Genomic DNA, 26,255 nt, shown 5'->3' on the forward strand with positions numbered 1-26,255 from the left:
AACAGGGAGTTCCGCTTTGCTCCCACCTGTGGACAACGGGACGCCGAGGGGCGTGGAGCAGGCGTTTGCTGGAATGATCACGACATGACGCGACCCGACGGATACCTTCTGGACAACCGCCAGACAGAGGCGCAGGAACGCTTCGACGCCTTCGCCTCGCTCTTCGATCCCACGACCTTCCGCCACCTCGGACGCCTCGGCGTCGGCCCCGGCCGGCGCTGCTGGGAGGTCGGCGCCGGAGGCACCTCCGTCGTGTCCTGGCTGGCCCGGAAGGTCGGCCCCGCCGGCGAGGTCGTCGCGACCGACATCGACACCACCCGGCTCGCCGCGGCAGACCGGCCCCCGGTCCGGGTCCTGGCCCACGACGTGGGTACCGAAGAGCCGCCCGGGCAGCGCTTCGACCTGGTGCACGCCCGGTTGGTCCTCGTCCATGTTCCCGACCGGGAACGGGCGTTGCGCTCGATGATCGACGCGCTGAAGCCGGGCGGCCATCTGCTCGTCGAGGACGCCGACCCCGCCCTGCAGCCCCTCCTCTGCCCCGACGAGCACGGCCCCGAGCAGGAACTGGCGAACCGGCTGCGGCAGGGCTTCCGCGCTCTGCTCGCCGAGCGTGGCGCCGACCTCTCCTACGGCCGCAAGCTCCCGCGCCTGCTCCGTGACGCCGGGCTGCGCGAGGTCGAGGCCGACGCGTACTTCCCCGTCACCTCACCCGCCTGCACCGCCCTGGAGTCGGCCACCGTCCGGCAGATCCGGGGCCGGCTCGTCGCGGCGGGGATCGCCACCGACGAGGAGATCGACCGGCATCTGGCCCATGTGGAGGCGGGCGGCATGGACCTCGCCACGGCCCCGATGATCTCGGCGTGGGGCCGCAAGGCCTGACGCCCTCACGGGCCGGGTGCGGGCGCCGCGGGGTCCGGCCGATGCGCCTCGTACTGCCCGGGGGCGGTCGTGTCTCCCGTACTCGGCGGCGGGTTCGGCGGCCGACCTCCCACCCGCTCCACCGCCCGCGCCCCGGCCCGGCAGCCGCGCTCCGCCGCCTCCTCGACGGACGCGCCCGCGACCAGGGCGGCGAGGAACGCGCCGGTGAACGCGTCCCCGGCGCCCGTGGTGTCCCGGGGGACGGCCGGTACGGCCGGGATCCGCGCCCGGACCGAGCCGGACCGGGCCACCAGCGCCCCGTCGGCGCCCGACTTGGCCACCACGACCGGCACCAGTTCGCTCAGCTCGGCCGCCGCGTCCGCCCACTCGGTCCGCCCGGTCAGCAGACACGCCTCGTCCCGGCTGGGCAGCAGCACCTCCAGTCCCCGCGCGAACGCGAGGAAGGGGTCCACGCCGAGTTCCGCGAGGAAGCCCGCCGACGCCGGGTCGAGGCTGACCGGCACGCCACGCGCGCGAGCCGCGGCGAGCGCCACCCGCGCCAGCTCCCGGCTCGACTCCGCGAACAGCAGATAACCCGACAGGTGCAGCCGGCCGACGCCGTCGAGCAACGCGTCCGACCAGTCGGCGGGTTCGAGTCGCAGCGAGGCGCCGCTGCAGGTGAGGAACGTGCGCTCGGCCGCCGCCCCGGCGTCGACCAGGCAGATCACGGTGCCGGTCGGCGCCACCGGATCGACCACCAGACGGGGCCGCACCCCGGCCGCGCGCAGCCCCCGCTCGTGCCACCGCGCCGTGTCCGCGCCGACCCGCGCCAGCAGCCGTACGTCGGCACAGCCCGTGTGGGCCGCCCAGCAGGCCACGTTGGCGCCCGCGCCGCCCGGCAGCGTGTGGATCACGGCGGCGGTGTCGGTCCCGGTCGCGAGCGGTCCCGGGTGCCGGGCCACGACGTCGGTGATCACGTCACCGACGACCAGCAGACCGTTCGCCGGGCCGGTCACGCCCCGGCCCAAGCCAGGGCGATCCGCGCCGCAAGCCGTACGTTGCCGCGCACCGCCGCCAGGTTGGCCCGCAGCGACGCACCGTCCGTGTGCCGGACCAGGTGGCCCAGCAGGAACGGGGTGACCGCCTGGCCGGTGACGCCCTCGTGCTCGCAGGCGTCCAGTGCCTCGGCGAGCACGCGCGCGTGCAGAACGGGATCGAGCTGCTGTTCCGGCGGGACGGGGTTGGCGACGATCAGCGCCGACTCCTGTGCGCCGAGCGCGTCCTGTGCCCGCATCACCTCGGCCACCTGCTGCGGGCCGTCGAGCGTCCAGTCCACCGGATGGCCGGAGTCCGACAGATAGAAGCCGGGGAACCGGTCCGTGCGGTAACCGGCGACGCTCACGCCCAGGGTCTCCAGGCGCTCCAGGGTCGCCGGTACGTCCAGGATCGACTTGACGCCCGCGCACACCACGGTGATCCGGGTGCGGGCCAGCAGGCCCAGGTCCGCCGACTCGTCCTGGGTGAGCGTCCACTGCCGGTGCACCCCGCCGAGCCCTCCCGTGGCGAACACCCGGATGCCCGCCAGGGCCGCGAGCCGGGCCGTCGCCGAGACCGTAGTGGCTCCGCTCGCCCCGGCGGCGACCGCCAGGGGCAGATCGCGGTGACTGAGCTTCCTGATCGCGTCGTCGCCGGCGACCCGCTCCAACTCGTCCTTGGTGAGGCCGACGCGGGGACGTCCGTCCAGCACGGCGACGGTCGCGGGCACGGCGCCCTCCCGGCGTACCGCGTCCTCAAGCTCCAGGCCGACCCGCAGATTGTCCGGGCGGGGCAGTCCGTGCGCGATGATCGTCGATTCCAGGGCCACCACCGGCCGTCCGGCGGACATCGCCTCCCGGACTTCCTCCGACATCACCAGCACCATGTGCCCGCCTCCTGTCAGTCGGTCCCCACTCCCTTTCTGGCGGGCGGGGAGCCCGGCTAAACGGACCGGGAGCGCCTGACCGGGCGGAGACCCGAGCGCCGGGCCGTCAGAACAGCGGTTCCGGCAGCACGCCTTCCAGCGCGAGCAGCCGGCGCTTGGTCTCCAGACCGCCCCCGAAACCGCCGATCCCGCCGTCGCTCTCCACCACCCGGTGACACGGCACGACCACGGGCAGCGGGTTCGCGCCCATCGCCGCGCCCACCGCCTGCGCCCCGCCGGGCTGACCGACCCGGCCCGCGAGGTCGCCGTAACCCACCACCGTGCCGTAGGGGACGCCTGAGGCCAGCTCGCGTAGCACCTCCCGGTTGAAGCCGGAGATCAGGGACCAGTCCAGGGGCAGGTCGAAGGCGCGACGCTCACCGGCGAGATACGCCTCGACCTGCCGTATCGCCTCCACGAGCAGCGGGGCGTCCGGGTCCTCGACGGGCTCGGCGCCCAGCCTGGCCGTCAGCCGCTCAAGGACGCGCTCGCGGATCGCGTCCGTGGCGTGGAAGACGACGTTGACCAGTCCCTGGCGGGTCGCCGCCAGCATCAGCGGGCCGATGCCGGTGTCCACGACGGTCCACACGACCCGCTGCTCGTCCTGCCCATGGCTGTCCATGGGCCCACCGTACGACCCGGCACTGACATTGATGCTGATACTCGGGTTCCGGCGGTCGTGACTCGGGCACTGACTGACGCCAACGCCCTCGCGCTTCAGCTCGCGCTCAGTGCCGCCCGCACCATGTCCGGCTTGTTCGTGATGACCCCGTTCACGCCGTAGCCCCGGACCTTGCGGGCCGTGGCCGCGTCGTTGACCGTCCAGGCGAAGACCCGCAGCGGCCTGCCGTGCGCTCCGGTGAAGGCGTGCACGGTGGAGACGTAGCTGGTGGAGATGGTGTCGTGGGAGGGGTTGATCAGGTCGACGTAACGCGCGTACACGTTCAGCCTGGTCACGGCCGGGCGGCCCAGCAGGGCGGTGGTGACGGCGGGCTTGAGCTGGTGCACCTTGCGCACGCTGCCGCCGCTGAAACTCTGCACGATCAGCCGCTTGAGATGTGCCTTGTCCAGCCAGCCCTCGTTGCCCAGGGACTTCAGGATCTGCTGCTCGATGCCGGGGTACAGCTCGGGGTTCTTGACCTCCATGAGCAGGCTCTCGTGGTTGTGCTCGACACGGCGCATGTACTGCTCCAGCGTCGGCACGCGCGTGCCCGCGTACTTGGGGGAGTACCAGCTGCCCGCGTCCAGGCGGGCGATCTCGGCGGCGGTGAAGTCCTTCACCTTCCAGGGCGCGCGGTGCGGGAAGACCTTCTCGACATTGGTGGTGCGTGCCAGGTTGTCGTCGTGGATGACGACCAGGCGGCCGTCCTTGGTGCGCTGCACGTCGTTCTCGACCCAGGTGAAGCCCAGCCTCGCGGCCTTGTCGATGGAGGCCAGCGTGTTCTCCGGGGCGTACGCGGAGGCGCCCCGGTGGGCGATCACCGTGGGCTGGGTCACGGCCCGGGCCGGCCGCGCGTCGGAGGCGGGGGCCAGCAGGACAGCCGTTCCCAGGGCCGCGGTGGCCACTGCGGCGACTGCGTGCGCGTGCATGGGTACTCCTCACGTCCAGCGAATACCGACAGCACCAGAGTGACAGCAGAGCGTCAACGGCACGCGGGCGCAGGAGGGCCACAGGATGAACGCTGTGGGCCAACCGCGCACACCTCTGCCGCACAAGTGGGGTGAGGCCGTGATTCTTTGCCGGATAATCATTCGACCATTCCGGTGGCGGTCATACTCTCTGCGTCAACCCCGACCGCCAGCCGCGGTCCTGGGCCAGGGGAGTGTTCCGGGGGTTCCGGTTACACGTTTGGGCGGAAGGGCAGCCGCGGATGCAGGGCACGGTCGACGGCTTCGACTACGGGGTGGCGACCCCTCTTGTGGGCTACGTGATGGCATGTCTCGGCGGCGCCCTCGGGCTGCGCTGCGTGGCACGGTCCCTGCTGGTCACACGCGTGCGGCGGGCGGCGTGGCTGGCGCTCGGGTCGGTCGCGATCGGCTCCGGCATCTGGACCATGCACTTCATCGCCATGATGGGCTTCTCCGTCGACGGAACGCCGCTCCGCTTCGACGGCCCCATGACCTGGGCGAGCCTCGGACTCGCCGTCGTCATGGTCGGCGTCGGGATCTTCATCGTCGGCTACCGGGGCACCGACCGCACCTCGCTCGTCACCGGCGGCACGATCACCGGTCTGGGTGTCGCCTCAATGCACTACCTCGGCATGGCGGCGGTCCGGTTCGGTGGCCACTTCACCTACAACACGCTCACCGTGGCCGCCTCCGTCGTGATCGCCGTCGCGGCCGCGACCACCGCCCTGTGGGCCGCCGGACGCGTCCGGGGCCTCGCGGGCAGCGTCGGCGCCAGCCTCGTCCTGGGCCTCGCCGTCACCGGTATGCACTACACCGGCATGGCCGCCCTCGGCGTGCACCTGCACCACACCGCGCACACCGTCCCGCCCGGCGCGCCCGCCGAGGACCTGGTGCCGATCCTCGTCGGACCGCTCGCCCTGCTGCTCCTCGCCGGGGTCGTCGTCGTGTTCGACCCGCTCATGGTCAAGGGCGGCCGACCGCGCCCGGCCGCCGAGTCCAAACCGGGCGTCCCGGCCGCCACCATCCCCTCCCACCAGCACCTTCGCCCGCCGTACCGGCCCGGCCGCCAGCCCGTCGGCCACGCCGGGGCGCAGGGCTCCCGGGCCCCGCACGGCCACTGACCCGGCCCGTTGTCAGCGGCGGGTCGTACCGTAGATGACATGCGGCCCGTTTCCCAGATCGAACGCACGGTGGCGCCCTTCGAGGTCGTCAGCCCCTATCAGCCCAGCGGCGACCAGCCGGCGGCCATCGCCGACCTGGCCAAGCGCATCGAGTCCGGGGAGAAGGACGTCGTCCTGCTCGGCGCGACCGGCACCGGCAAGTCCGCCACCACGGCGTGGATGATCGAGAAGCTCCAGCGCCCCACCCTGGTGATGGCGCCGAACAAGACGCTGGCCGCCCAGCTGGCCAACGAGTTCCGTGAGCTGCTGCCGAACAACGCGGTCGAATACTTCGTCTCGTACTACGACTACTACCAGCCCGAGGCGTACGTCCCCCAGTCGGACACCTACATCGAGAAGGACTCCTCGATCAACGAGGAGGTCGAGCGCCTGCGTCACTCGGCGACGAACTCCCTGCTCACCCGCCGCGACGTGGTCGTGGTCGCCTCCGTCTCCTGCATCTACGGCCTCGGCACCCCGCAGGAGTACGTGGACCGCATGGTCCCGCTCCGCGTGGGCGACGAGATCGACCGGGACGAGCTGCTGCGCCGCTTCGTCGACATCCAGTACACGCGCAACGACATGGCCTTCACCCGCGGCACCTTCCGCGTGCGCGGCGACACCATCGAGATCTTCCCGGTCTACGAGGAGCTGGCCGTCCGCATCGAGATGTTCGGCGACGAGATCGAGGCGCTCTCCACGCTCCACCCGGTCACCGGCGAGATCATCACCGACGACCAGCAGCTCTACGTCTTCCCGGCCTCGCACTACATCGCCGGCCCGGAGCGCCTGGAGCGGGCGGTCAACGACATCGAGAAGGAGCTGGGCGAGCGGCTGACCGAGCTGGAGAAGCAGGGCAAGCTCCTGGAGGCCCAGCGGCTGCGGATGCGCACCACCTACGACATCGAGATGCTCCGCCAGATCGGCAGCTGCTCCGGCGTGGAGAACTACTCGATGCACTTCGACGGCCGCCTCCCCGGTTCCGCGCCCAACACCCTGCTGGACTACTTCCCGGACGACTTCCTGCTCGTCATCGACGAGTCCCACGTCACGGTCCCGCAGATCGGCGCCATGTACGAGGGCGACGCCTCCCGCAAGCGCACCCTGGTCGACCACGGCTTCCGGCTGCCCTCCGCGCTGGACAACCGCCCGCTGAAGTGGGAGGAGTTCCAGAAGCGCGTCGGCCAGACCGTCTACCTGTCCGCCACCCCGGGCGCCTACGAGCTCTCGCGCGGCGACGGTTTCGTGGAGCAGATCATCCGCCCGACCGGCCTGGTCGACCCCGAGGTCGTCGTGAAGCCCACCGAGGGCCAGATCGACGACCTGGTGCACGAGATCCGCGAGCGCACCGAGAAGGACGAGCGCGTCCTGGTCACCACCCTCACCAAGAAGATGGCCGAGGACCTCACGGACTACTTCCTGGAGCTGGGCATCCAGGTGCGCTACCTGCACAGCGACGTGGACACCCTGCGCCGCGTGGAGCTGCTGCGCGAGCTGCGTTCCGGCGAGTTCGACGTCCTGGTCGGCATCAACCTCCTGCGCGAGGGCCTGGACCTGCCGGAGGTGTCCCTGGTGGCCATCCTCGACGCCGACAAGGAGGGCTTCCTGCGCTCGGGGACCTCGCTGATCCAGACCATCGGCCGCGCGGCGCGCAACGTCTCCGGCCAGGTCCACATGTACGCCGACAAGATCACCCCGGCGATGGCGAAGGCCATCGACGAGACCAACCGGCGCCGCGAGAAGCAGATCGCCTACAACAAGGCCAAGGGCATCGATCCGCAGCCACTGCGCAAGAAGATCAACGACATCGTCGCGCAGATCGCCCGCGAAGAGGTGGACACCGAGCAGTTGCTGGGCTCGGGCTACCGCAAGCAGAAGGACGGCAAGGCGGCCAAGGCACCCGTGCCGTCGCTCGGCGACAAGGCGGCGAAGAACGCGAAGGCCGACTCCAAGACGGCGAAGTCCACGAAGTCCGCGCGGGGCAAGGCCGCGGCGCCGACCGACCGTCCGGCCGCCGAGCTGGCGGAGCAGATCGAGGAGATGACCGAGCGGATGCGCGCCGCGGCCGCGGAGCTGAAGTTCGAGATCGCCGCCCGGCTGCGCGACGAGGTCTCCGAGATGAAGAAGGAGCTGCGCCAGATGCGGGAGGCGGGCCTCGCCTGACCCGCTGGACATGCCAGGACCCCGCCCGCGCGGTGTGTTGCAACACCGACACAAAGCACGGGGCGGGGTTCGGCACGCTCGGTGGCCCTGCGTAGGGTTCCTGACAACCGCGTGACACGCGGCAACAGGGGAAGCACCGAGAGGGGAAGCAGCCGTGACCGTCAACTTGTCCAAGGGACAGGCCATCAGTTTGGAGAAGCAGGACGGGGCCAGCCTGACCGCGGTCCGCATGGGGCTCGGCTGGCAGGCGGCGAAGCGGCGCGGGCTGTTCGGCTCGCGCACCCGCGAGATCGACCTGGACGCCTCGGCGGTGCTCTTCGCCGAGAAGCAGCCGGTCGACGTCGTCTTCTTCCGCCATCTGGTGAGCGACGACGGTTCCGTCCGGCACACCGGGGACAACCTGGTCGGCGGCGTCGGTCACGGCGGGGACGACGAGGCCATCCTCGTGGATCTCCAGCGCGTCCCGGCCCACGTCGACCAGATCGTGTTCACCGTGAACTCGTTCTCGGGCCAGACGTTCCAGGAAGTGGAGAACGCCTTCTGTCGCCTGGTCGACGAGACCAACGCTCAGGAGCTGGCCCGCTACACGCTGGCGGGCGGCGGCGAGTACACCGCCCAGATCATGGCCAAGGTCCACCGCGCGGGCCAGGGCTGGAAGCTGACGGCCCTCGGTGAGCCGGCCCGGGGCCGCACCTTCCAGGACCTGATGCCGGCGATCCTGCCGCACCTGTAGCGGGAGGCATGATCAAGCAATGGTAAAGATGCTCTGACCTGCGAACTTGGTCTTTATTTTACTCTTCCCTTTACTCTTCCTTGGTTATTGGGGTACTGTCGTCCGTACGGAGGGGAGTACTCCTCATCGCGGCGCGCCCGTCAGTACGGACCTGAACGGTCCCGGGGCGTCGGCCCGTTTCCCGGGTGGAAGAGACCTCCGGCAGCAGCGACAAGCTGATGTGTTTGCCGTTATCCCATGCCGGAGGTGCCGTGGAAGTCTCCGTGACCCTTTGGGTCCTCACCGTCGCGGGTCTCGCCGCGCTGATCGCCGTCGATTTCTTCATCGGCCGTAAGCCGCACGAGGTCTCCATCAAGGAAGCGGGCGTCTGGACAGCCGTCTGGATCGCCCTGGCCGGACTCTTCGGCCTCGGACTGTTCGTCTTCGGGGGCGGACGCCCGGCCGGAGAGTTCTTCGCCGGCTTCATCACCGAGAAGTCGCTGAGCGTCGACAACCTCTTCGTCTTCGTCCTGATCATGGCGAAGTTCGCCGTCCCCGCGCGGTACCAGCAGCGCGTGCTGCTCGTCGGCGTGCTCATAGCCCTGGTCCTGCGGGCGGTCTTCATCGCCGCCGGAGCCGCGATCATCGCCAGCTTCTCCTGGGTGTTCTTCCTCTTCGGTGCCTTCCTGATCTGGACCGCCTGGAAACTCGTCCAGGACGCCCGGTCCGACCATGAGGACGAGGAGTACGAGGAGAACAAGCTCCTGAAGGCGGCCGAGCGCAGGTTCGGCGTGGCCGACCGGTACCACGGCACCAAGCTGTGGATCCAGCAGAACGGCAAGCGGGTCATGACCCCGATGCTGGTCGTGATGCTGGCCATCGGCACCACCGACGTGCTCTTCGCGCTGGACTCGATCCCCGCGATCTTCGGCCTGACCCAGGACCCGTATATCGTCTTCACCGCCAACGCCTTCGCCCTGATGGGTCTGCGGCAGCTCTACTTCCTCATAGGCGGCCTGCTGAGCAAGCTGGTGCACCTGTCCTACGGGCTGTCGATCATCCTCGGCTTCATCGGCGTCAAGCTGGTGCTGCACGCCCTCCACGAGTCCGGGGTACACGTCCCCGAGATCAGCATCCCGGTCTCGCTCGGCGTGATCTGCGGCGTCCTGATCGTCACCACGGTCACCAGCCTGCTGGCGACCCGGAAGCAAGCGGCCCTGGAAGCGGCCGAGGGCAGGAGCGGCAAGGACCAGGTGAAGACCGACGTGGACGCCTGACGTCCGCGGCGACCCCCGAAGCGGTGCCCGGCAGGGACGGAATGCGAAGCGTGTCCGTCTCTGCCACCATCGCTGCATGATCACTCGGCTCAGGTCGCTCGCCGCACGGTGGACGCTCCTCGTGCCGGTGCTCGCGGTCGTCCTGCTGGCCCTCACCTGGGGGCGCAAGCTGCCGGTGGGATTCGTCGGACTGATCACCCTGGTGCTCGCCGGGTCCGTCCTGGCGGCCGTGCACCACGCGGAGGTCGTCGCCCACCGGGTGGGCGAACCCTTCGGCTCCCTGGTGCTGGCCGTCGCGGTGACGATCATCGAGGTGGCGCTGATCGTCACCCTGATGATCGACGGGGGGCAGAAGGGTGCCACCCTCGCCCGGGACACCGTCTTCGCCGCCGTGATGATCACCTGCAACGGTATCCTCGGGCTCTGTCTCCTGGTCGCCTCGCTGCACCACGGCACGGCGGTGTTCAACCCCGAGGGCAGCGGAGCCGCCCTCGCGACGGTGGCGACCCTGGCGACGCTCAGCCTCGTGCTGCCGACGTTCACCAGCAGCAAGCCCGGCCCCGAGTTCTCCAGCGTGCAACTGTCCTTCGCCGCGCTATCCTCGCTCATCCTCTACGGCCTGTTCGTGGCCACCCAGACCGTGCGGCACCGCGACTACTTCCTGTCGGTCACCCGCGAGGGCCAGATCGTCACCGCCGGCCGGCACCCCGAGCCCCCCACCGCCCGCCGGGCGTGGATCAGCCTCGGGCTGCTCGGCCTCGCGCTCGTGGGCGTGGTCGGGCTGGCCAAGGGGGTGTCGCCCACCATCGAGTCGGCGGTGGAGCGGGCGGGGCTGCACCAGGCGGTGGTCGGCGTGATCATCGCCCTGCTCGTGCTGCTGCCCGAGACGATCGCCGCCCTGCGCGCGGCCCGCCGAGACCGCGTCCAGACCAGCCTCAACCTCGCGCTCGGCTCCGCCATGGCCAGCATCGGCCTGACCATCCCCGCCGTCGCCCTCGCCTCCCTCTGGCTGCCGGGACCGCTCGTACTGGGCCTCGGCTCCACGCACATGCTGCTGCTCGCGCTGACCGTGATCGTCGGCACTTTGACGGTCGTACCGGGCCGGGCCACCCCGCTCCAGGGCGGCGTCCACCTGGTGGTGTTCGCGGCTTACCTGGAGCTGGCGATCAACCCGTAGCCGTCCGGCACCGCCCGAAGCCGCCGTGATAGACCGGTCCGACGAGCGGTCGTGGAGTACCGCACCCCTGACGGACCGGAGGAACCGTGCCCCGCACCCTGGCCAGCGCCCCGATCATGATTCTCAACGGGCCCAATCTGAACCTCCTAGGCCAGCGGCAGCCCGAGATCTACGGCAAGGACACGCTCGCCGACGTGGAGGCGATGTGTGTCGCTGCGGCGGCCGGGTACGGCGGCACGGTGGACTTCCGGCAGTCCAACCACGAGGGCGAACTGGTGGACTGGATCCACGAGGCACGGCTCGGCCACGCCGGGATCGTCATCAACCCCGGCGCCTACTCCCACACCTCGGTCGCGATCCTCGACGCGCTCAACACCTGCGACGGGATGCCCGTCGTCGAGGTGCACATCTCCAACATCCACCAGCGCGAGTCGTTCCGGCACCACTCGTACGTCTCGCTCCGCGCCGACGGTGTGATCGCGGGCTGCGGGGTGCAGGGGTACGTCTTCGCGGTCGAGCGGGTGGCCACACTGGCCGGGGCGGCGCAGGCGGACGCGTAACGGCCGCTCCCGGCCCGTGCAGGCGGGCGCCCGGCAGCGCGCTCCCGCCCGACGCCCCTACCGGCGCCCGGTCGCGCCCGCCCCGCCTGCTCACCAGCCGCGCGCGTGCCACTCCGGCAGGTGCGGGCGCTCGGCGCCCAGGGTGGTGTCGTCGCCGTGGCCGGGGTAGACCCAGGTCTCGTCGGGCAGCACGTCGAAGATCTTCGTCTCCACGTCCTGGATGAGGCTCGCGAACGCCTCGGGGTCCTTGTGCGTGTTGCCGACGCCGCCGGGGAAGAGACAGTCGCCGGTGAAGACGTGCGGGTGGCCGTGCGGGTCGTCGTAGACCAGGGCGATGGAGCCCGGGGTGTGGCCGACGAGGTGGCGGGCGGTGAGTTCCACCTGGCCGACGCGGATGACGTCGCCGTCGTCCACGAGCACGTCCGTGGCGACCGGGATGCCGGGGGCGTCCTCGCGCCCCGCGTAGGTGCGCGCGCCCGTGGCGGCGACGACCTCGGCGAGCGCCTGCCAGTGATCGCCGTGCCGATGCGTGGTGACGACGGACGCGACGCCGTCCTCGCCGATCGTGCCGAGGAGTGCGTGCGCGTCGTTGGCCGCGTCGATCAGCAGTTGCTCGTCGGTGGCCCGGCAGCGCAGCACATAGGCGTTGTTGTTCATCGGGCCGACCGCGATCTTGGTGATCATCAGGTCTTTGAGCTCGTGCACGTCGGCCGGTCCGCCGACCTTGACCTCGCCGCTGTACGTCATGGTGATCAGCCTATAGCGGGGGAGCGTCCGGCGGGCCGCCGATGTACGAGCCCGGCAGTCAGAGCGGGGGCAGGGCGGGCAGGGCGCCGCCCCGTACCGTCAGCGCGGAGCCGTCGCGGCGGCCGGCGAGCCAGCCGAGCAGTTCTGCGGCCGGTCCCTCGACGGTGACCGTACCGCCCGGGGCGCCCCCGCCGGTCGTCCAGGTCCGTCCCGTCTCGGAGACCAGAACCGTCGGGGGGACGTCCGGGTGCTTCGCGAACCGCTCCGTGAGGAAGTCGGTCTCCCGCTCGGTGAACTCCGCCGGGAGGTCCTCCAGCTCGTACCCCGTGCCGAGGTCCACGTGGTGCAGCGCGACCTCGGCCCAGCGCCGGAACGGCACCATGGCCGCGGTGTCGGTGACGCCGTTGCGCAGCTCGACGGTGCGGTTCCGGTCCGCCGGGGCCTCGGCGGTGCGCCGGAACCGGTCCGCGCTCGCGCGCAGGTCGTCGAGCTGGGTGGCGAGCGGGCGCGGGGCGTCACGCTCGATGTCGGCGTCGCGGGTCTCGGCGTCGGCGTACATGGGACGGGCTTCGAGGACGTTCACGAGAGCGTCGGCGTTGCGGGCGAGGTGGGCGAGGACGTGTCCCCGGCTCCAGCCCGGAAGCCGTGACGGCTCGGCCAATGAGGCGTTGTCCAGTCCGGCGGCAGCGCTCAGGAGCCGTTCCGTCGCCGCGTGTACACATGCCAGGTCATGCGCATCGTCGATCATGCGTCGAACCCTAGTCCCGCCACTCCTTCGGGTGAAGGTGGCGAACCAGACCCGGTAATCGAAAGCGCGTGCTATATCGTCGTGAGTAGCGCCGGGCATGTTCAGGGCCCCGAGGTTGTTATGCAACCGGGAATCCCGACCGACGTTGTCAGTGGCTCCCCCTAGCCTGGAAGAGCACGGGGGCCCCGCCCCTGTCACTTCTCTCAAGAAAGGTGCGGACCGGCGTGGCCGACCGTCTCATCGTCCGTGGCGCGCGCGAGCACAACCTCAAGAATGTCTCGCTCGACCTGCCGCGTGACGCGCTCATCGTCTTCACGGGCCTGTCCGGGTCGGGCAAGTCCTCCCTGGCCTTCGACACGATCTTCGCCGAGGGCCAGCGTCGCTACGTGGAGTCGCTCTCCTCGTACGCCCGGCAGTTCCTCGGCCAGATGGACAAGCCCGACGTCGACTTCATCGAGGGCCTCTCCCCGGCCGTCTCCATCGACCAGAAGTCGACCTCCCGCAACCCCCGCTCCACGGTCGGCACCATCACCGAGGTCTACGACTACCTGCGCCTGCTCTTCGCACGCGTGGGCAAGCCGCACTGCCCCGAGTGCGGGCGCCCGATCGCGCGCCAGTCGCCGCAGGCCATCGTGGACAAGGTCCTGGAGCTGCCCGAGGGCAGCCGCTTCCAGGTCCTCTCCCCGCTGGTGCGCGAGCGCAAGGGCGAGTTCGTGGACCTCTTCGCCGAGCTCCAGACCAAGGGCTACTCGCGCGCCCGGGTCGACGGCGAGACCATCCAGCTCTCCGAGCCGCCGACGCTGAAGAAGCAGGAGAAGCACACCATCGAGGTGGTCGTCGACCGCCTCACGGTGAAGGACTCCGCCAAGCGCCGCCTCACCGACTCCGTGGAGACCGCCCTCGGTCTGTCCGGCGGCATGGTCGTGCTCGACTTCGTCGACCTCCCCGAGGACGACCCCGAGCGCGAGCGCATGTACTCGGAGCATCTGTACTGCGCGTACGACGACCTCTCCTTCGAGGAGCTGGAGCCCCGCTCCTTCTCCTTCAACTCTCCGTTCGGCGCCTGCCCCGAGTGCACCGGCATCGGCACCCGCATGGAGGTCGACCCGGAGCTGATCGTCCCGGACGAGGAGAAGTCCCTCGACGAGGGCGCCATCCACCCCTGGTCGCACGGCCACACCAAGGACTACTTCGGCCGCCTGGTCGGCGCCCTCGCGGACGCGCTGGGCTTCCGCACCGACATCCCGTTCGCCGGGCTGCCGCAGCGGGCGAAGAAGGCCCTGCTGTACGGCCACAAGACCCAGATCGAGGTGCGCTACCGCAACCGGTACGGCCGCGAGCGCCGCTACACCACGCCCTTCGAGGGCGCGGTGCCCTTCGTCAAGCGGCGGCACAGCGAGGCCGAGAGCGACTCCAGCCGTGAGCGCTTCGAGGGCTACATGCGCGAGGTGCCCTGCCCCTCCTGCCAGGGCACGCGGCTGAAGCCGATCGTCCTCGCGGTCACCATCATGGGGAAGTCGATCGCCGAGGTCTCCGGCATGTCGATCAGCGACTGCGCGGAGTTCCTGGGCGAGCTGAAGCTGAACGCCCGCGACAAGAAGATCGCGGAGCGCGTGCTGAAGGAGGTCAACGAGCGGCTGCGGTTCCTGGTCGACGTCGGCCTGGACTACCTCTCGCTCAACCGCGCGGCGGGCACCCTCTCCGGCGGCGAGGCCCAGCGCATCCGTCTGGCCACCCAGATCGGCTCCGGCCTGGTCGGCGTGCTCTACGTCCTGGACGAGCCGTCCATCGGTCTGCACCAGCGGGACAACCACCGGCTGATCGAGACCCTGGTCCGGCTGCGCGACATGGGCAACACGCTCATCGTGGTCGAGCACGACGAGGACACCATCAAGGTCGCCGACTGGATCGTGGACATCGGCCCCGGCGCCGGTGAGCACGGCGGCAAGGTCGTGCACAGCGGTGACCTCAAGGAGCTGCTGGCCAACACCGAGTCGCAGACCGGTCAGTACCTCTCGGGCCGCAAGGCCATCCCGGTCCCGGACGTGCGCCGCCCGCTCGACCCGGACCGGCAGCTCGTCGTGCGCGGTGCCCGCGAGAACAACCTGCGGGACATCGACGTGGCCTTCCCACTGGGCGTGTTCACGGCCGTCACCGGCGTGTCCGGCTCCGGCAAGTCCACGCTGGTCAACGACATCCTCTACACCCACCTGGCCCGCGAGCTGAACGGCGCGCGCAACGTCCCCGGACGGCACACGCGCGTGGACGGCGACGACCTGGTGGACAAGGTCGTGCACGTCGACCAGTCGCCCATCGGCCGCACCCCGCGGTCCAACCCGGCGACCTACACCGGCGTCTTCGACCACGTCCGCAGGCTCTTCGCGGAGACCACCGAGGCGAAGGTCCGGGGCTACATGCCGGGCCGCTTCTCCTTCAACGTCAAGGGCGGCCGCTGCGAGAACTGCGCGGGCGACGGCACGATCAAGATCGAGATGAACTTCCTCCCGGACGTCTACGTCCCGTGCGAGGTCTGCCACGGCGCCCGGTACAACCGGGAGACCCTGGAGGTCCACTACAAGGGCAAGTCCATCGCCGACGTGCTGAACATGCCGATCGAGGAGGCGACCGAGTTCTTCGAGGCCGTCCCCGCGATCTCCCGGCATCTGCGCACGCTCAAGGACGTCGGCCTCGGCTACGTCCGGCTGGGTCAGTCCGCCACCACCCTGTCCGGCGGCGAGGCGCAGCGCGTCAAGCTCGCCAGCGAACTGCAGAAGCGCTCCACCGGCCGCACGGTCTACGTCCTGGACGAGCCGACCACCGGTCTGCATTTCGAGGACATCAGCAAGCTGCTGAAGGTGCTCTCCGGCCTGGTGGACAAGGGCAACTCGGTCATCGTCATCGAGCACAACCTTGACGTGATCAAGACCGCCGACTGGCTCATCGACATGGGTCCGGAGGGCGGCGCCGGAGGCGGCATCGTGGTCGCCGAGGGCACGCCCGAGGAGGTCGCCGCGGTTCCGGCCAGCCACACCGGCAAGTTCCTGCGCGAGGTCCTGGGTGCCGACCGGATCAGCGACGCGGAGCCGGTCAAGGCGCGCGCCACCCGCAAGACGGCCAAGACGGTGGCGGCGAAGAAGGCCACGACCGCCAAGACGGCGACCGCCAAGGTCAACAGCACCGCCACCAAGAAGGCCGCCGCGGCCAAGAAGACCACGGCGACGAAGAAGACGGCGGCAGCGAAGAAGACGACGACGCGGGCCCCCAAGGCCTGACCGCCCTCAGACTGACGGCTCGTCACCGAGCGGCGCCCCCGGGAACTTCCCCGGGGGCGCCGCTCGTACCACCGTCAGGCGCCCGGGCCGCACGGCCCGGACAGGATCACCACTCGCCCAGCTCCGCCGCGTACGGCGGCTCCGCGCCCGCCCGCGAGCAGGTGAGCGCCGCGGCCCGGGCGGCGAAGCGCAGCAACCGGTGCCAGCCGTCGGCGCCGAGACCGGCCACCGCCTGCGCGGACAGCGCGTCCTGGGCGGAAAGTCCGTGCAGCAGGGCGGCGTTCACCGTGTCACCCGCTCCGATGGTGTCCACGACATCGACCTTCTCGCCGGGCACGGAGTACTCCGCGCCGTCCCGCGTGAAGGCGGTGAGGCCGTCGCCGCCCCGGGTGAGCACGACGGCCGACGGACCGGCGGCCAGCCACTCGGCCGGGCTGCCACCGAGCCACGCAGCGTCCTCCTCGGACAGCTTCAGCAGCGTCACCGAGGGCAGCCAGCCGCGGAAGCGGGCCCGGTAGGCGTCCGCGTCCGGGATCAGCCCGGTGCGGATGTTGGGGTCGAGCGCGGTGAACAGGCCCTGACCGGCGGCCGTCCGCATCAGCTCCGTGTAGGCGCTCGCCCCCGGCTCCAGGACGAGCGAGCAGGTGCCGAAGGACACCGCGCGGGTACCGGCGGGGAGTGCGGAGGGTGCGGTGAAGAGGCGGTCGGCGGTGCCCTCCACGTAGAAGGAGTAGGCGGCCGAGCCGACGGAGTCGATCGTGGCCACCGCGAGGGTGGTGGGTTCCGGGCCGCGCTGCACCCCGGACACGTCCACGCCCGCCTGCCGCAGCCCGTCGAGCAGGGCCTCCCCGAAGGCGTCGAACGAGGCGCGGGAGGCGAAGGCGGTGGCGGAGCCGAGGCGGCCGAGGGCCACGGCCGTGTTGTACGGGCCGCCGCCGAGCGCGGGCTTGAGGCCGGCCAGGGCGCCAGGGCCCTGCGGTACCAGGTCGATCAGTGCCTCACCGGCGACGACGATCACGAGGTGGTTCCCTTCTCGGACTGCGCGGATGGTTCCGTGTTCTCTCCGGCGGGGCGCGCGTCGGGCTCCCCGGCGGGGCCCGCGTCGGCGCCCTCGGCCCCGCCGCGCACTCCGCGCACCTCCTCCGGGCATCCGCAGGAGGTGCGGTGGACGAAGGCGCAGGGCAGCCGGACGGTCGTGGTCGGCCGGTCCGGCGCGGCCAGCCGGTCGAGCAGCACCCGTACGGCCCGGGCGCCCATCTCGCGGCTCGGCTGCGCGATGGCGGTGAGCCGGGGCGAGAAGAGGTCGGCCCAGGCGAAGTCGTCGAAGGAGCACAGGGCGATGTCGTCCGGCACGCTCAGCCCGCGCTCGCGCAGGGCGCGCAGGGCGCCGATGGTCATCGCGTTGTTGGCGGTGACAAGAGCCGTGGGCGCGCCGGGTCTGGAGAGCAGGTCGGCCGTCGCGTGCTCGGCGGCGGCCGACTCGGAGCTGCCGGAGACGACCAGGTGGGCGTCGTAGGGGAGCCCGGCGCCGTCCAGGCCCCGGCGGTAGCCGGTGATCCGCTCGCTGGTGGTGCTGAGGCCGGGCAGTCCTGCGATCAGGCCGATGCGACGGTGCCCCAGGTCGGCGAGATGGGTGACGAGACGGGCCATCGGCTCGCTGTTCTCGGCACAGACCTGATCGAAACCGCCTGCCTGTGACGCGAACTGATCACCGGGATGGAGTCCGACACTCCCGGCCGCTCCGCCGTCTCCGGTCGCCTCGCAGCTGCCATCCCCCTCCCCGCCCTCGTCGTCCCGCGTGATCACCCGGTCCAGGAACACCGTCGGCACGGCCTGGCGGCGGAGATAGGCCACCAGCTCCTGCGGCCGGGCCGAGGGGGCGACGATCATGCCGTCCACCCGGCGCTCGCGCAGCAACTGGACGACCTTCAGCTCGTGCTCGGGGTCGTCGTGCGGGTCGGCGATGAGGAGGCTGTAGCCCTCGGCGAGGGCGGCGGTCTCGACGCCCTGGAGGATCTCGGTGAAGTACGGATTGCTGATCGCGGACACCGCGAGCCCGATCGAGCGGGTACGCGAGGTGACCAGGGAGCGGGCGAGGGTGTTCGGGGTGTAGCCGAGGGCGTCCACCGCGTCCAGGACGGCCTGGCGGGTGTGGGGCAGGACCGGACGCGTGTCGTTGAGCACATGGGACACGGTCGCCACGGAGACTCCGGCGCGCCGGGCGACGTCGGCCATGGTGGGCATCGCGGTTCCCTCCCCGGGGTGTCCGCCGGGGGCACGGGTGAGCCCTCCTGGCTGAGGACGGACCGTCGGTGGCCCGTACCCGTGGCGAACCCCCGGCCTGTCGCGCCGAGAGTTCTCCGGGCGGGAAGGTATCCCATCCACCACCCGGCCGTAAACGCTTGCGCAAGCGCTTGCGACCGGAGGGCGTGGCGGCCCGGCGCGTGGGAGGCGCGACGCCCCCGTTCCGCGGCACGCCCCGCTGGGAAGTGCCCGCACGACCCGCCCCGGTGCCGCTCGTCCCACCGGACGCGGAGTCACCCGCATGTTCCGCCCCGGAGCCGCCCGTGCTCCCGGCACCGTTCCCGGCCCCGGTGCCGCTCGGGTGCCCCGCCTGCGCGCCCCGTGCCGGAACTCTCCGTCCTCCCGCCCCCGGGGACCACCCGCGCACCCGCCCCCGAGCCGTCCGCTCTGCCCGGGTATCGTCGGGCTGCACACCGTCTGACCTGTGGAGAGCCTGATGCCGGCCCAGTCGTCCGCGAGCCGCCGTACCGTCCTTCGAGGGGCCGCCGTCGCCCCGGTCGCCGGGCTCGGCCTGGCCGCCTGCGCGGCGCCGGGCGGCTCCTCCGCGCCGACCCCGACCGCGCCCGTCGACCTCGGCGCGGAGAGCGAGGTCGCCAAGGGCGGGACCAGGCTCTACCGGGACCACAACGTGGTCGTCAGCAAGGGCGCGGACGGCACCCTGAAGGCGTACAGCACGATCTGCACGCACGCGGGCTGCGCGATCAACAAGCTCCAGGGCACGACCCTGACCTGCCCCTGCCACGGCAGCGAGTTCGACGCGGCGACCGGCAAGGTGCTCGCCGCCCCGGCCACCGAGCCGCTGAACGAACTGCCGGTGAAGGTGTCGAAGGGCAGGATCGTCGCGGGCCCCAAGGGCTGACCCCGTCAGCCGGGACCGGACCCGCTAAGCCTCCGCCGCTCCCTCCGGCAACGCCTCCACCGGGCCCTCCCACTCCCAGGCGATCCCCACCATGCCCGGCCGCACCCGGGGCTCGACCACGTGGACGCTGCGGTACGGGTGCGTCACCGGCAGCTCGACGCGGCCGCCGCGCGGCGCCGCCGGGGAGACCTGGCTGAAGCGGTGGCAGCGCACCGGCAGCGCGGGGCTGTCGAAGCGGACCTGGAGCGCGTACTGGCCGCCCAGCGCGCCGAACCGGTGCACGTACTCGTGCGAGACCCCGGCCGTGCCGTCGGCGACGCCGTAGCGGAACAGGAAGGTGTCGCCCCGGCGCAGCCGGGTGCCGAAGAGCAGCTCCGCCGCCAGGACCCCCGTGTCCCGGTCGAACAGGACGCGCCCGGTGCGGCAGTTCTCCAGGGCGCGGACGGCCATGCCGCGCGGGTCGCAGCCGGGGTCGCCCTGGTGGACGGCGACGAAGCGGTCCACGCCGTCGCGGTGGGCGCGCACGATGTGCTCGGACTCGCGGGCGGCCAGCTCGCGCCGGGTGCCGATCCGGACGCGTTCGTGGTGGCCGAGGACGTGCAGGCCGCCGTCGGAGATCCAGCCCAGCTCGGCCTGGAGGCGGCGCAGCACCCCCGAGGTCTCCAGCAGGGAGCGGTAGGAGCGGGTCGCCGGGCGTCCGTGCACGGATCGGTCACCGGACTCGGCGAGCAGACGGATCAGCGACTCCTCCGGCAGCCGCAGTATCTCCTCCAGCGCGCGTACGGCCCGCAGCGACTCGGGGCGCTGCGGTCGGCGCGCCCCCTGCTGCCAGTAACTCAGGCTGGTCAGGCCCACCTTGACCCCGTGGCGGGTCAGATGGTGCTGCACACGCTGGAGCGGCAGCCCGCGCGCGGCGATGGCGGCGCGCAGCGCCACGTGGAAGGGGCCGCCCCGCAGGACCGTGTCCAGCTCGGGCACGTCCGGGGGAGCGGCGGCGTCCGTGTGCTCTGTGACATGCCACATGCACAGAAGCCTTTCTGTGAGGTGTCACCTCGGCTGGTCAGACCGAGGCGCGGGGTTCTGCTTGCCACCCCGTGGGGCACCGGGGCGCGTCGGCACGCGGCACGCCGTGCGCGTGCGCCGTGCGGGCGCTGCCCCGAGTTCCCCCGCATTGAAGCGTGTTGACTTGGACCCGACAACACCTCGGACAGTGCGGTGGCCCACACGCCACCCCTGTACGACGCCCCGCGCGGGGCCCGCGGCGGCCGCCGGGAGCGGCCTTCCGTAACGCTCCCGACACCCCGCCGTCACCCCGTGCCCACCCTTCGGCCGCCCCGGTGCGCCGTACGGGTGCCGGCGTTGTCCACAGGCCCGACGCGGTGTCCGTCCTCGCCAGTAGGGTGTGAGACATGGCCGACCCCTCCAGCTACCGCCCCAGGCCGGGAGACATCCCGGACTCCCCGGGGGTGTACCGATTCCGCGACGAGCACCGCCGGGTGATCTACGTCGGAAAGGCCAAAAGCCTGCGCCAGCGCCTGGCCAACTACTTCCAGGACCTGGCGAACCTCCACCCCCGCACCCGGTCGATGGTCACCACCGCCGCGTCCGTGGAGTGGACGGTGGTGTCCACGGAGGTCGAGGCGCTCCAGCTCGAGTACTCCTGGATCAAGGAGTACGACCCCCGGTTCAACGTCAAGTACCGCGACGACAAGAGCTACCCGTACCTCGCGGTGACCATGAACGAGAAGTTCCCTCGCGTCCAGGTGATGCGCGGTCACAAGAAGAAGGGCGTGCGGTACTTCGGGCCGTACGCCCACGCGTGGGCCATCCGCGACACCGTCGACCTGCTGCTGCGCGTCTTCCCGGTGCGTACCTGCTCCGCCGGCGTCTTCAAGAACGCCGCCCGTACCGACCGCCCCTGTCTCCTCGGGTACATCGGCAAGTGCTCGGCTCCCTGCGTCGGCCGGATCTCGCCGGAGGAGCACTACGAGCTGGCCGAGGAGTTCTGCGACTTCATGGCGGGCCGCACCGGCACCTATCTGCGCCGTCTGGAGAAGCAGATGGCGGAGGCGGCCGACGAGATGGAGTACGAGCGGGCCGCCCGCCTGCGCGACGACATCGGCGCCCTGAAGAAGGCGATGGAGAAGAACGCGGTCGTGCTCGCCGACGCGACCGACGCCGACCTGATCGCCGTCGCTGAGGACGAGCTGGAGGCGGCCGTCCAGATCTTCCACGTGCGCGGCGGCCGGGTGCGCGGTCAGCGCGGCTGGGTCACCGACAAGGTCGAGGAGATCACCACCGGCGCCCTCGTCGAACACGCCCTCCAGCAGCTCTACGGCGAGGAGAGCGGGGACTCGGTGCCCAAGGAGGTGCTGGTCCCGGCACTGCCCGACCCGGTGGAGCCGGTCCAGGAGTGGCTGACCGGCAGGCGTGGGGCGAACGTCTCGCTGCGCATCCCGCAGCGCGGCGACAAGAAGGCGCTCATGGAGACCGTGCAGCGCAACGCCCAGCAAGCCCTCGCCCTGCACAAGACCAGGCGCGCCTCCGACCTGACCACGCGCTCGCGCGCCCTGGAGGAGATCGCCGACGCCCTCGGCCTGGACAGTGCCCCGCTGCGCATCGAGTGCTACGACGTCTCCCACCTCCAGGGCGACGACGTGGTCGCCTCCATGGTTGTCTTCGAGGACGGCCTCCAGCGCAAGAACGAGTACCGCCGCTTCCAGATCAAGGGCTTCGCGGGACAGGACGACGTCCGCTCCATGCACGAGGTCATCACCCGCCGCTTCCGGCGCTACCTCGCGGAGAAGGAGCGGTCCGGGGAGTGGACGGCGCAGGAGGAGACCCCGGCGGACGGCGGGGTCCCGCTCACGGACGGCGCGCCCGTCTCCGACGGCCCGTCCGGCGCCGACGACACCCTCACCGAGGGCGCGTCCCTCGGCGACGGCACCCTCCCCGCCGGCACCGAAGGCACCCCGCACCCCCTTCCCACCGGTGCCGAGGGCGCCCCGCTCCCCGCCCCTGCCCAGGCCGCCGCACCCCTGCCCGGTCCCGGTCAGGACGGCGACCTGTTCACCGATCCGCTCAAGGACGACGACGGCCGTCCCCGGAAGTTCGCCTATCCGCCGCAGCTCGTCGTGGTCGACGGCGGTCAGCCGCAGGTCGCGGCGGCCCAGCGGGCGCTGGACGAGCTGGGGATCGACGACATCGCCGTGTGCGGCCTCGCCAAGCGCCTGGAGGAGGTCTGGGTGCCCGGCGAGGACGACCCGGTCGTGCTGCCGCGCACCAGCGAGGGGCTCTATCTGCTCCAGCGCGTGCGCGACGAGGCCCACCGGTTCGCCATCACCTACCAGCGGACCAAGCGGGCCAAGCGCCTGCGCTCCGGCCCGCTGGACGACGTGCCCGGCCTCGGCGACACCCGCAAGCAGGCCCTCCTCAAGCACTTCGGTTCGGTCAAGCGGCTGCGCGCCGCCACGATCGAGCAGATCCAGGAAGTACCCGGCATAGGCCGGAAGACGGCCGAGACCATCGCCGCGGCACTCGCCCGCGCCGTCCCGGCCGGACCCGCCGTGAACACGGCGACCGGAGAGATCATCGATGACGAGGAACCCGGCACGACGCCGGATTCCCCCGGAGAGCCCGTGAGCGCGGTTCTCCCGGACGACCGACGGGGGCAGGAGAGATGACCGAGCACGACACGGGACCCGAGCGGAGCGAACGCGCGCAGGGGAAGGCGGGCGAGGTACGGCCAGGGGAAGCGGCCGGCGAGAACGGAGCACAGGTGAGTACGGACGGCATGGCGAACGGGGCCCCGGATGCGGCCATCCCCGAGCTGGTGATCATCTCCGGGATGTCCGGGGCGGGCCGGTCCACCGCGGCCAAGTGCCTGGAGGACCTCGGCTGGTTCGTCGTGGACAACCTCCCGCCCGCGCTGATCCCCACCATGGTGGAGCTGGGCGCCCGCTCGCAGGGCAACGTGGCCCGGATCGCGGTCGTCGTCGACGTGCGCGGCCGCCGCTTCTTCGACAACCTCCGCGAGTCCCTCGCCGACCTCGACGGCCGCGGCGTGACCCGGCGGATCGTCTTCCTGGAATCCTCCGACGAGGCCCTGGTCCGCCGCTTCGAGTCCGTGCGCCGCCCGCACCCCCTCCAGGGCGACGGCCGGATCGTGGACGGCATCGCCGCCGAGCGTGAGCTGCTGCGCGAGCTGCGCGGCGACGCCGACCTGGTGATAGACACCTCCAGCCTCAACGTGCACGAACTGCGCGCCAAGATGGACGCCCAGTTCGCCGGTGAGGAGGAGCCGGAGCTGCGGGCCACGGTGATGTCCTTCGGCTTCAAGTACGGGCTGCCGGTCGACGCCGACCTCGTCGCCGACATGCGCTTCCTGCCCAACCCGCACTGGGTGCCGGAGCTGCGCCCCTTCACGGGGGTCAACGAGGAGGTCGCCTCCTACGTCTTCAACCAGCCCGGCGCCAAGGAGTTCCTCGACCGCTACGCCGAGCTGCTGCGCCTGATCGCGGCCGGGTATCGGCGCGAGGGCAAGCGGTATGTGACCATCGCCATCGGCTGTACCGGCGGAAAGCACCGCTCGGTAGCGATGTCGGAGAAGCTCGCCGCGCGTCTGGCGGCAGAGGGCGTGGAGACGGTGGTCGTACACCGGGACATGGGACGGGAATGACAGGACGTACACGGCGGCTCGCCGGCCTGCGCCGGGTGGTGCCGGAGGGGCGCGCCGGCCGCGCCATGGCGGAGGCCCGCGCGGGCCGCGCCGAAGCGCGCGGCGGCCGCCCGCGCAGGCGGGGGGCGCAGCCCAAGGTGGTCGCCCTCGGCGGCGGCATGGGCCTGTCCGCCTCGCTCGCCGCGCTGCGCCGGATCACCGGCGACCTCACCGCCGTGGTCACGGTGGCCGACGACGGCGGCTCCAGCGGCCGGCTGCGCGACGAACTGGGGGTGCTGCCCCCCGGCGACCTGCGCAAGGCACTGGCCGCCCTGTGCGGCGACGACGACTGGGGCCAGACCTGGGCCCGGGTCATCCAGCACCGCTTCCACTCCAAGGGCGATCTGCACGACCACGCGGTGGGCAATCTGCTGATCGTCGCGCTGTGGGAGCAGCTCGGCGACCATGTGCAGGCACTGGACCTGGTCGGCAAGCTGCTCGGCGCGCACGGGCGCGTGCTGCCGATGTCGGCGGTGCCGCTGGAGTTGCAGGCGCTGGTCAAGGGGCACGACCCGGAGCGGCCCGAGGACGTGGACACGGTGCGCGGCCAGGCGACCGTCGCCCTCACCCCGGGCGAGGTGCAGTCGGTGCACGTCGTGCCGTCGGACCCGCCCGCGGTGCCCGAGGCCGTCGAGGCGGTGCTGGACGCGGACTGGGTGGTGCTCGGTCCCGGCTCCTGGTTCTCCTCGGTCATCCCGCACCTCCTGGTCCCCGAACTGCTCGACGCGCTCACCGACACCAAGGCACGCAAGGTGCTCCCGCTGAACCTGGCCCCGCAGCCGGGCGAAACCGAGGGCTTCTCCCCGCAGCGTCATTTGGAGGTTTTGGGGCGACACGCCCCTAAACTCGCCCTGGACGTGGTGCTGGCCGACGAGGCGGCCGTGCCCGACCGCGATTCGCTCACCGAGGCCGCCAAGCGGCTGGGAGCCGCGGTCGAGCTGGCGCCGGTGGCCCGGACCGACGGAACTCCCCGGCACGATCCGGAGCTGTTGGCCGCCGCGTACGACCGTATTTTTCGGATGCATGGAAGGATCGGCCCATGGCGATGACGGCAGCGGTGAAGGACGAGATCTCCCGGCTCCCCGTCACCCGGACCTGCTGCAGGAAGGCGGAGGTCTCCGCCCTTCTGCGGTTCGCCGGCGGCCTCCACCTGGTGAGCGGGCGCATCGTGATCGAGGCGGAGCTGGACACCGCGATGGCGGCCCGCCGCCTCAAGCGGGACATTCTGGAGATCTTCGGCCACAGCTCCGAACTGATCGTGATGGCACCCGGCGGTTTGCGCCGGGGCTCGCGCTACGTGGTGCGGGTGGTCGCCGGCGGCGATCAGCTCGCCCGGCAGACGGGTCTGGTGGACGGCCGGGGCCGCCCGATCCGCGGCCTGCCGCCGCAGGTGGTCTCCGGCGCGACCTGTGACGCCGAGGCGGCCTGGCGCGGCGCGTTCCTCGCGCACGGCTCGCTCACCGAGCCCGGCCGGTCCTCCTCGCTGGAGGTGACCTGCCCCGGTCCCGAGGCGGCGCTCGCGCTGGTCGGCGCCGCCCGCAGACTGTCCATCGCCGCCAAGGCCCGCGAGGTGCGCGGGGTGGACCGGGTCGTCGTCCGCGACGGCGACGCGATCGGCGCCCTGCTCACCCGGCTCGGCGCGCACGAGTCGGTGCTGGCCTGGGAGGAGCGGCGGATGCGCCGCGAGGTGCGGGCCACCGCCAACCGGCTCGCCAACTTCGACGACGCCAACCTGCGCCGCTCGGCCCGTGCCGCCGTGGCCGCCGGGGCCCGGGTGCAGCGCGCGCTGGAGATCCTCGCCGACGAGGTGCCCGAGCACCTCGCCGCCGCGGGCCGGCTGCGCATGGAGCACAAGCAGGCGTCCCTGGAGGAGCTGGGCGCGCTCGCGGACCCGCCGCTGACCAAGGACGCGGTCGCGGGCCGTATCCGCCGCCTGCTGGCGATGGCCGACAAGCGCGCCTCCGACCTGGGCATCCCGGGCACGGAGGCCAACCTCTCGGAGGACCTGGCGGACAACCTCGTCGGCTGAGTCACGCGCCTCTCGGCCGGGCCGCACGGCCTCGCCGGCCGAGAGGCGCGGCAGATCCACCGTGTGAGAGCCGGTGCCGGGCG

At 71.7% G+C, this 26,255-nt stretch carries 22 protein-coding genes; 13 read left to right on the forward strand and 9 right to left on the reverse strand.

The genetic code is table 11. The features are described from left to right. Positions 1-84: 84 nt before the first annotated feature. A complete protein-coding gene (locus tag ACWEEU_RS18320) occupies positions 85-879 on the forward strand; it encodes a methyltransferase domain-containing protein (protein WP_451733467.1) in 795 nt (264 codons plus the stop codon). 5 nt (positions 880-884) lie between these two features. Here ACWEEU_RS18320 and ACWEEU_RS18325 read toward each other — a convergent pair whose 3' ends face one another. From ACWEEU_RS18325 to ACWEEU_RS18340, 4 genes are all read right to left on the reverse strand, one after another. Beyond that, on the reverse strand, positions 885-1,886 hold the full coding sequence (locus tag ACWEEU_RS18325; protein WP_385744809.1) for a carbohydrate kinase family protein: 1,002 nt from the start codon (positions 1,884-1,886) through the stop codon (positions 885-887). Beyond that, on the reverse strand, positions 1,871-2,779 hold the full coding sequence (locus tag ACWEEU_RS18330; protein WP_385744807.1) for a pseudouridine-5'-phosphate glycosidase: 909 nt from the start codon (positions 2,777-2,779) through the stop codon (positions 1,871-1,873). Before ACWEEU_RS18330 ends, ACWEEU_RS18325 begins: the two co-directional genes overlap by 16 nt. 106 nt (positions 2,780-2,885) lie before the next feature. After that, positions 2,886-3,440 (reverse strand): methylated-DNA--[protein]-cysteine S-methyltransferase, encoded by a 555-nt coding sequence (locus tag ACWEEU_RS18335; protein ID WP_451733471.1) that lies wholly within the window; start codon positions 3,438-3,440, stop codon positions 2,886-2,888. A gap of 95 nt (positions 3,441-3,535) precedes the next feature. After that, positions 3,536-4,408 (reverse strand): glycerophosphodiester phosphodiesterase, encoded by an 873-nt coding sequence (locus ACWEEU_RS18340; protein ID WP_451733474.1) that lies wholly within the window; start codon positions 4,406-4,408, stop codon positions 3,536-3,538. A gap of 281 nt (positions 4,409-4,689) precedes the next feature. On the opposite strand from ACWEEU_RS18340, the gene ACWEEU_RS18345 reads away from it, so the two are divergent. From ACWEEU_RS18345 to aroQ, 6 genes are all read left to right on the forward strand, one after another. Next, the gene (locus ACWEEU_RS18345; RefSeq protein WP_385744801.1) at positions 4,690-5,568 is read left to right on the forward strand and encodes an MHYT domain-containing protein; all 879 of its coding nucleotides are present in this window, start codon (positions 4,690-4,692) and stop codon (positions 5,566-5,568) included. Positions 5,569-5,607: 39 nt separating this feature from the next. Continuing rightward, positions 5,608-7,770, forward strand: a complete 2,163-nt coding sequence (gene uvrB, locus ACWEEU_RS18350; protein ID WP_385744799.1) for an excinuclease ABC subunit UvrB — start codon at positions 5,608-5,610, stop codon at positions 7,768-7,770. Between the two features lie 154 nt (positions 7,771-7,924). Then, positions 7,925-8,503, forward strand: coding sequence for a TerD family protein (locus ACWEEU_RS18355; protein ID WP_385744797.1), 579 nt, complete (start codon positions 7,925-7,927; stop codon positions 8,501-8,503). Positions 8,504-8,754: 251 nt separating this feature from the next. Then, entirely contained in the window at positions 8,755-9,759 is a 1,005-nt protein-coding gene (locus tag ACWEEU_RS18360; RefSeq protein WP_451733479.1) for a TerC family protein, read from the forward strand. Positions 9,760-9,835: 76 nt separating this feature from the next. Then, positions 9,836-10,936 carry a calcium:proton antiporter gene (locus ACWEEU_RS18365; protein ID WP_451733482.1) on the forward strand — a complete coding sequence of 367 codons (1,101 nt, stop codon included), beginning with the start codon at positions 9,836-9,838 and terminating at the stop codon, positions 10,934-10,936. 86 nt (positions 10,937-11,022) lie between these two features. Continuing rightward, positions 11,023-11,496: a type II 3-dehydroquinate dehydratase gene (gene aroQ / locus ACWEEU_RS18370; protein ID WP_451733485.1), complete on the forward strand. Its 474-nt coding sequence runs from the start codon at positions 11,023-11,025 to the stop codon at positions 11,494-11,496. 90 nt (positions 11,497-11,586) lie between these two features. On the opposite strand, the gene ACWEEU_RS18375 is transcribed toward aroQ, so the two are convergent. Then, positions 11,587-12,243 carry an MBL fold metallo-hydrolase gene (locus ACWEEU_RS18375; RefSeq protein ID WP_451733488.1) on the reverse strand — a complete coding sequence of 219 codons (657 nt, stop codon included), beginning with the start codon at positions 12,241-12,243 and terminating at the stop codon, positions 11,587-11,589. Between the two features lie 58 nt (positions 12,244-12,301). Next, positions 12,302-12,991 carry a maleylpyruvate isomerase family mycothiol-dependent enzyme gene (locus tag ACWEEU_RS18380; RefSeq protein ID WP_385744787.1) on the reverse strand — a complete coding sequence of 230 codons (690 nt, stop codon included), beginning with the start codon at positions 12,989-12,991 and terminating at the stop codon, positions 12,302-12,304. A gap of 224 nt (positions 12,992-13,215) precedes the next feature. Between ACWEEU_RS18380 and uvrA the strand changes: the two genes are divergently transcribed. Then, positions 13,216-16,263: an excinuclease ABC subunit UvrA gene (gene uvrA, locus ACWEEU_RS18385; protein ID WP_451733491.1), complete on the forward strand. Its 3,048-nt coding sequence runs from the start codon at positions 13,216-13,218 to the stop codon at positions 16,261-16,263. 106 nt (positions 16,264-16,369) lie between these two features. Here uvrA and ACWEEU_RS18390 read toward each other — a convergent pair whose 3' ends face one another. Both ACWEEU_RS18390 and ACWEEU_RS18395 read right to left on the reverse strand, forming a co-directional pair. After that, complete coding sequence (locus tag ACWEEU_RS18390; protein WP_451733494.1) at positions 16,370-17,281, reverse strand: carbohydrate kinase family protein; 912 nt, start codon at positions 17,279-17,281, stop codon at positions 16,370-16,372. Next, positions 17,278-18,507 (reverse strand): LacI family DNA-binding transcriptional regulator, encoded by a 1,230-nt coding sequence (locus ACWEEU_RS18395; protein WP_451733497.1) that lies wholly within the window; start codon positions 18,505-18,507, stop codon positions 17,278-17,280. Before ACWEEU_RS18395 ends, ACWEEU_RS18390 begins: the two co-directional genes overlap by 4 nt. A 496-nt stretch (positions 18,508-19,003) precedes the next feature. On the opposite strand from ACWEEU_RS18395, the gene ACWEEU_RS18400 reads away from it, so the two are divergent. Continuing rightward, complete coding sequence (locus tag ACWEEU_RS18400) at positions 19,004-19,426, forward strand: Rieske (2Fe-2S) protein (protein ID WP_385748007.1); 423 nt, start codon at positions 19,004-19,006, stop codon at positions 19,424-19,426. A 24-nt stretch (positions 19,427-19,450) separates the two neighbouring features. Here the strand turns inward: ACWEEU_RS18400 and ACWEEU_RS18405 are convergent, their stop codons facing one another. Beyond that, positions 19,451-20,449, reverse strand: coding sequence for a hypothetical protein (locus ACWEEU_RS18405; protein ID WP_451733500.1), 999 nt, complete (start codon positions 20,447-20,449; stop codon positions 19,451-19,453). Positions 20,450-20,835: 386 nt separating this feature from the next. Here ACWEEU_RS18405 and uvrC point away from each other — a divergent pair, with 386 nt between their 5' ends. The 4 genes from uvrC to whiA are packed head-to-tail and all read left to right on the forward strand — an operon-like array spanning position 20,836 to position 26,172. Further along, the gene (uvrC, locus tag ACWEEU_RS18410) at positions 20,836-23,109 is read left to right on the forward strand and encodes an excinuclease ABC subunit UvrC (RefSeq protein ID WP_451733503.1); all 2,274 of its coding nucleotides are present in this window, start codon (positions 20,836-20,838) and stop codon (positions 23,107-23,109) included. Next, positions 23,106-24,104: an RNase adapter RapZ gene (gene rapZ, locus ACWEEU_RS18415; protein WP_385748013.1), complete on the forward strand. Its 999-nt coding sequence runs from the start codon at positions 23,106-23,108 to the stop codon at positions 24,102-24,104. Before uvrC ends, rapZ begins: the two co-directional genes overlap by 4 nt. Continuing rightward, entirely contained in the window at positions 24,101-25,192 is a 1,092-nt protein-coding gene (locus ACWEEU_RS18420; protein WP_199587432.1) for a gluconeogenesis factor YvcK family protein, read from the forward strand. The genes rapZ and ACWEEU_RS18420 overlap by 4 nt, the downstream gene beginning before the upstream one ends. Further along, positions 25,183-26,172 carry a DNA-binding protein WhiA gene (gene whiA / locus ACWEEU_RS18425; RefSeq protein ID WP_366803938.1) on the forward strand — a complete coding sequence of 330 codons (990 nt, stop codon included), beginning with the start codon at positions 25,183-25,185 and terminating at the stop codon, positions 26,170-26,172. Before ACWEEU_RS18420 ends, whiA begins: the two co-directional genes overlap by 10 nt. The last annotated feature ends 83 nt before the right edge of the window (positions 26,173-26,255 follow it).

It is taken from the genome of Streptomyces sp. NPDC005004 (assembly GCF_053600675.1).